This window comes from Streptomyces sp. NPDC104096 (assembly GCF_055584385.1).
In genome coordinates this window covers 1-1,160 of the sequence record NZ_JBVJMD010000169.1, presented here as the reverse complement: position 1 = coordinate 1,160, position 1,160 = coordinate 1, and the positions used below count along the sequence as shown (strand labels likewise).

General features: G+C 56.5%; 1 protein-coding gene. It reads right to left on the bottom strand.

From position 1 onward, the window contains the following. Positions 1 to 1,117, bottom strand: a 1,117-nt coding sequence (gene mnmG / locus ACZ60B_RS43040) for a tRNA uridine-5-carboxymethylaminomethyl(34) synthesis enzyme MnmG (protein ID WP_469397590.1), incomplete at its 3' end; no start/stop codon positions are given. Positions 1,118 to 1,160: the final 43 nt, after the last annotated feature.

The following is a 1,160-nucleotide window of genomic DNA, read 5'->3' as shown; positions in this document are numbered from 1 at the left end:
CGTTGATCTGACCGGCGAAGAACAGCCCCTGGATGAATTTGCTTTCCAGCGTCGGCTTCAGGTCGCGCGGATCGAAGAAATCGTACTCGATAGCATAACCAGGGCGAATAATACGCGCGTTTTGCATTCCTTCCATCGAACGGACGATCTGCATCTGCACGTCGAACGGCAGGCTGGTGGAAATCCCGTTAGGGTAAATCTCGTTGCTGGTTAGGCCTTCCGGCTCGAGGAAGATCTGGTGCGCGTTGCGATCGGCAAAGCGCATGACCTTGTCTTCGATCGACGGGCAGTAACGTGGGCCGATCCCTTCGATGATCCCGGCATACATCGGGCTGCGATCGAGGTTATTGCGGATCACATCATGGGTTTTTTCATTGGTGTGGGTGATGTAGCACGCCATTTGTTCCGGGTGTTGGCTGGCATCGCCCAGGAACGAGAATACCGGCACCGGCGTATCGCCGTGTTGTGGCGCCAGTACGCTGAAATCGATAGTGCGGGCGTCGATGCGCGGTGGCGTACCGGTTTTCAAGCGGTTAACGCGCAGCGGCAGTTCTCGCAAACGTTGCGACAGCGAGATCGAAGGTGGATCCCCGGCGCGACCACCGCTGTAGTTTTCCAGACCGATATGGATCTTGCCGTCCAGGAAGGTGCCTACGGTCAATACCACCGCCTTGGCGCGGAATTTCAGGCCCATTTGGGTGACGGCGCCGACTACGCGATCGTTTTCGACGATCAGATCCTCAACAGGTTGTTGGAAGATCATCAGGTTGGGCTGGTTCTCCAACGCGGTACGGATCGCCTGGCGATACAGTACGCGATCCGCCTGAGCGCGTGTGGCGCGAACGGCTGGGCCTTTGCTGGCGTTTAGTATCCTAAACTGGATGCCGGCGTGGTCGATCGCCGTTGCCATCAGGCCACCGAGTGCATCAATTTCCTTAACCAGATGCCCTTTACCAATACCGCCAATCGCCGGGTTACAGGACATCTGTCCCAGCGTATCGATATTGTGTGTCAATAATAAAGTCTGACGTCCCATACGTGCCGCGGCCATGGCGGCCTCGGTACCTGCATGGCCACCACCGATGATGATGACGTCAAATTGATCTGGATAAAACATGGAACTGCACCTCGCCGTATTGCGAACGATCGTATTTGCCCTG